The organism is Mycobacterium sp. TH-M116 (assembly GCF_057473685.1).
In genome coordinates this window covers 1-4,545 of the sequence record NZ_JBYCLC010000120.1, presented here as the reverse complement: position 1 = coordinate 4,545, position 4,545 = coordinate 1, and the positions used below count along the sequence as shown (strand labels likewise).

4 protein-coding genes are annotated in these 4,545 nt (G+C 71.6%); 1 reads left to right on the top strand and 3 read right to left on the bottom strand.

The window, feature by feature from the left end:
* Nucleotides 1-696, top strand: a 696-nt coding sequence (locus tag AC2VOK_RS05940; protein ID WP_428899653.1) for a GH12 family glycosyl hydrolase domain-containing protein, incomplete at its 5' end; no start/stop codon positions are given.
* A 42-nt stretch (nucleotides 697-738) separates the two neighbouring features.
* Here the strand turns inward: AC2VOK_RS05940 and AC2VOK_RS05935 are convergent.
* From AC2VOK_RS05935 to AC2VOK_RS05925, 3 genes are all read right to left on the bottom strand, one after another.
* Nucleotides 739-2,091 carry a TIGR01777 family oxidoreductase gene (locus AC2VOK_RS05935; RefSeq protein ID WP_428899652.1) on the bottom strand — a complete coding sequence of 451 codons (1,353 nt, stop codon included), beginning with the start codon at nucleotides 2,089-2,091 and terminating at the stop codon, nucleotides 739-741.
* An 83-nt stretch (nucleotides 2,092-2,174) separates the two neighbouring features.
* A complete protein-coding gene (locus tag AC2VOK_RS05930) occupies nucleotides 2,175-3,419 on the bottom strand; it encodes a glycosyltransferase family 4 protein (protein WP_428899651.1) in 1,245 nt (414 codons plus the stop codon).
* Nucleotides 3,420-3,453: 34 nt separating this feature from the next.
* Nucleotides 3,454-4,545, bottom strand: a 1,092-nt coding sequence (locus AC2VOK_RS05925; protein ID WP_428899650.1) for a 1,4-alpha-glucan branching protein domain-containing protein, incomplete at its 5' end; no start/stop codon positions are given.

Sequence of the window (4,545 nt, the reverse complement as noted above, 5' to 3'; positions counted from 1 at the left end):
GGCGGCGGAACCCCCACCGTGATCTCCGATCAGTACGGGTCGACGACGATCCAGAACGCCTACGTGGTCCAGAACAACGCCTACAACATCGGCTCGGGGCAGCAGACGATCACCGTCAGCTCCACCGGATTCACCATCACCGGCTTGACCGGCTCCGCCCCCACCGACGGGGCGCCGCTGTCCTACCCGTCGGTCTATCTGGGCGGGGCCTACAACAACATTTCCCCCAACAGCCCCCTGCCGGAGCAGTTGAGCCAGATCCAGACCGCGACCAGCAGCATCTCCTACACCTACCCCAGCAGTGGCACCTACGACGCCTCCTACGACATCTGGCTGAATCCCACGCCGAACACATCCACGGTAAACCAGCAGGAGATCATGATCTGGTTCAACCATGTCGGCTCCATCCAGCCGGTCGGCTCCGATGTGGGCCAAGCCACCATCGACGGCAAGCAGTTCGCGGTGTGGGAAGGCGACAACGGCCAGAACCAGGTGGTGTCCTACGTCGCGGACACCCCAATACAGTCCTGGAACAACATGAACGTGTTGAATTTCATCGACAAGACCGAAACCTACGAGTCGTCGGTGAACAGCTCGTGGTATCTGACCAGCATCCAGGCCGGCTTCGAGCCCTGGAGCGGCAGCGTCGGCGCGGCGGTCGACACGTTCTCGGCCAGCGTCAACGGCGCCCCCTGACCTCAACTGGCGGGCAGTCGAGGGCGGGGACGTCGAAGCGGCTCAGCCGGTGCGCCCAAGCAGGTGACGCAGGGCCTGATCGAGGCCTGCTTGGCGGAACCGGTGCCCGGAGGCGGTGAGCGTGCCGGGCAGCACGCGCTGGCTGGCGAACGCGAGTTCGCGGGCGCCCTGCGCGCCCAGCAGCAGTCGCGGGCCCAGCGCCGGGACCGGCAGCAGCGCGGGGCGATGCAGCACCCGGGCCAGCGTGCGGGTGTACTCGTCGTTGCGAACCGGTTGCGGTGCAACCGCATTCACCGGTCCGGTCAGTGCGGTGTCCCACAGTGCGCGGTGGTACACGTCGACCAGGTCGTCGATGCCGATCCAGGACAGCCACTGCCGGCCGCTGCCCAGCCGCCCGCCCAGTCCGGCGGAAAACAGCGGCCGCAGCAGTCGCAGCGTGCCGCCGCGCGGGGATTGCACGATGCCGGTGCGCACCCGCACCACCCGCAGCCCGGCCTGCGCGGCCGGCGCAGCGGCGGCCTCCCAGTCGGCGACGACGTCGGCCAAAAACCCGTCCCCGCGGTCGCTGTCTTCGGTGAGGATCTCGTCGGCACGGTCGTAGCCGTAGTAGCCGATCGCCGACGCCGAGACGAACGCGGTGGGCGCGGGGTCGGTGCGGCCGGCGAGTTCGGCCAGCCGGTGGGTGGGGCCGATGCGGCTGTCGCGGATCGCGCGCCGATGGGCTTCGGTGAACCGCCCGGCGATCGAGGCGCCGGCCAGGTGGATCACCGCGTCGACCCCGGCGAGCAGGTCGGGGGCAGGGTCGTCGGGGTTCCACCGCCGCTCGTCGCCGGAGCGCGGGACGCCGCGCACCAGCCGCACGACGCGATGGCCACCGGTGCTCAGAAAGGCCGTCAACGCCGAACCGACCAGCCCCGAGGAGCCGGTGACGGCGACGGTCAGCGGCGCCAGACCGTGCTCGCTCGCCAATCGGTGGGCCGCGAGGTCGTCGGCCAGCTGCCGGTACCGGTAGGCGAACATCTCGCGCAGCGCCGCGCCCGGCACCGGCGTCTCGACCCGGTCGACCACCCGGGTCCGCTCGCCCAGGTCCTCGAATTCGTGAACGTGCCGCCACCGCACGGCGACCCGCGCCGGCAGCGAGGCCAGCCCGTCGCCGCCGACGGTGTCGACGAAACGCCGCGGCGGGTCGTAGCCGTCGGGTTGGTGCACGGCGATCCAGCGCAGCCCGCCGGGCAGCGCCAGCTCGGCGCGCCCGTCTTTGAGCGACGTGGATTCGGCGACGAGCCGCATCGGCTGCCACGGCGGCGAGAGGCGTTCGAACGCGCCCGGCCTGGCGTACCAGGCGAAGACGTCATCGCGCGGCGCATCGACCACGCTCGAAAATTCCAGGGCCATCCCTCGACGGTAGCCAACGATCGGGCTTCGGCGACCGGGCTTCGGCGACCGGACTTCGGCGACCGGGCTTCAGCGATCGGGCCTCAGCGATCGGGAAGGGCGTGTTCGACGATCGGCAGCCGGGGTCGCGGCTGGCGTTCGCCGCGCTTGGCCGCCAGATACACCTGCGCGGTCTGCTCGGCCACCGTCTGCCAGGAGAAGTCGGAGGTCAGTCGCTCGCGGGCGGCGCGGGCGCGCCGCTGCGCGGCGACCGGATCGTCGAGCACGGTGCGCACCGCCGACGCCAGACCCGCCACGTCGCGCGGCGCGCACGACACCCCGGTTGTGCCGTTGATCACGGCCTCGCCCAGCCCCCCGATGTTCGTGGTCACCAGCGGGGCGCCGGCCGCGGCGGCCTCCAGGGCGACGATCCCGAACGGTTCGTAGTGACTGGGCAGCACCGCGGCGTCGGCCCGGTGCAGCGCCGCCAGCAACTCGGGGTGGCCGAGGTGCCCGACGAACCGGGTCGACCTGAGCACCCGATGCTTTCGGGCCTGCTCGACGAGCCGGTTCTGGCGGGTTCCGGTCCCGGCGACGGTCAGGCTGGTACCCGGGTGGCTGCGCCTGATCCGCGGGAGGGCGGCGATGATGTCGTGCACGCCCTTCTCGTATTCCAGGCGGCCCAGGTAGAGCAGTTCGGCCGGCCCGGTGCGCGGCCGGCGCGGCGCGAACGGCCAGCGCGTCACGTCGATGCCGTTGCGGATCACGGTGATGCCGGCCAGGCCGGGTCCGAACAGCTCGGTGATCTCCTCGCCCATCGACGCCGAACACGTGATCAGCGAATCGGATTCGCGCACCAGCCACGACTCGATCGCATGCACCTGCCGGCTGATCGACCCGGACACCCAGCCCGAATGACGCCCGGCCTCGGTGGCGTGAATCGTGGAAACCATTGGCACGTCGTAGAACTGGGCCAGTGCGATGGCCGGATGGGCGACCAGCCAGTCGTGTGCGTGCACGACGTCGGGGCGCCACGGCCGGTCGGTGTCGTGGCGTTTGATGACCATCCCGGCTCGGACCATCGCGTGGCCCATCGCCAGGGTCCAGGCCATCATGTCGGTGCCGAAGCCGAACTCGTGCGGGTCCTGCGCGGCCGCGATCACCCGGACGCCCTCGTCGATCTCGTCGGACGTCGGGTGCGTGCTGGGATCGGTGCCCGAGGGGCGCCGGCACAGGACCACGACGTCATGACCGGCTTCGGCCAGCGCGGTCGACAGGTGGTGCACATGCCGGCCGAGGCCGCCGACGACCACCGGCGGGTACTCCCACGACACCATCAGGATCTTCACTGGGCCGCCGTGCCGTCCCGCCGAGCCGCAGCCCTCACCGGGGCAGCCTCCGCGCATCCAGGGCGCCGAACAGCCCGTCGGCACGGTTCCACCCGTCGGCGAGTCGCTCGGCGGTGTCGCGCCGGCCCGACGCCAGCGCGTCCGCGATCTCCCGGGCGGCGTGCGCGTGCAGGTGAGCGCGGTAGCGCGCATAGTCGGCCGCCGAGTCTTTGCTCACCATGAACGGCCAATCGCTGGAGACGGTGAGCAGGGTCTCGCGCAGGATCTGGTCGGCCACGCGGTCACGGGCGATCGGGCCGTCCAGCGGCACGGCCTGCGACAACGCCTTGTCGACGGTGGTCAGCGCGGTGTCGACCACCTCGGTGTTGAGCCTGACCAGGTCGGCCACCTGCTCCCCGGCCCACACCTGCCAGTCCTTGCCCGAACCCCAGGAGCCGGCGGGCAGGTCGACCGGGTCGCCGACGAATCCGCCGGTGAGTGCGTCGTGCAGGGTGCCCACCCGCACACCGGCCGCGGGCAGGGCTCGCAACACCCGCGCCAGCCACGTCGGGCCCTCGTACCACCAGTGGCCGAACAGTTCGGTGTCGAAAGCCGCCACGACGTGCGCCGGCCGCCCGATGCGCTCGGACTCCGTGGCCAGCCGGTTGCGGACCACCTCGACGAAGTCGGCGACGTGGACGTCGACCGCCCGGTCGGCGCGTTCAGGGTCGTAGGGCGCCTTGGCCGCCGAGTCCACGTTGCGGCCGGTCACCCGGGCCGGCTTGAGCCCGGTGAGGTGGTGGTAGGTGTGGAAGTCGCGGTAGGCGGCATGGCCCGGGTAGCCGGACTTCGGCGACCACACCCGGTAGCTGACCTGAAGGTCGCGACCGAAGGCCACCACGCCGGACCCGCCGACGGGCCGGCCCAGCGCGGTGTCGCCGTGCAGCGACGGGCCGTCGACCATGAAGTGTGTGACACCCGCGGCGGCGTAGTCGGATTCCAGGCCCGGGGCGTAGGCGCACTCGGGCGCCCAGATGCCGGTCGGACCGGGTGCGTTTCGCGCCCCCAGCCGCTGCCGTGCGTCGGCCAGGCCCTCGCGCAGTGCGAACTCGCGCAGCCGCGGGGTGAGCAACGGCTGGAAGGGGTG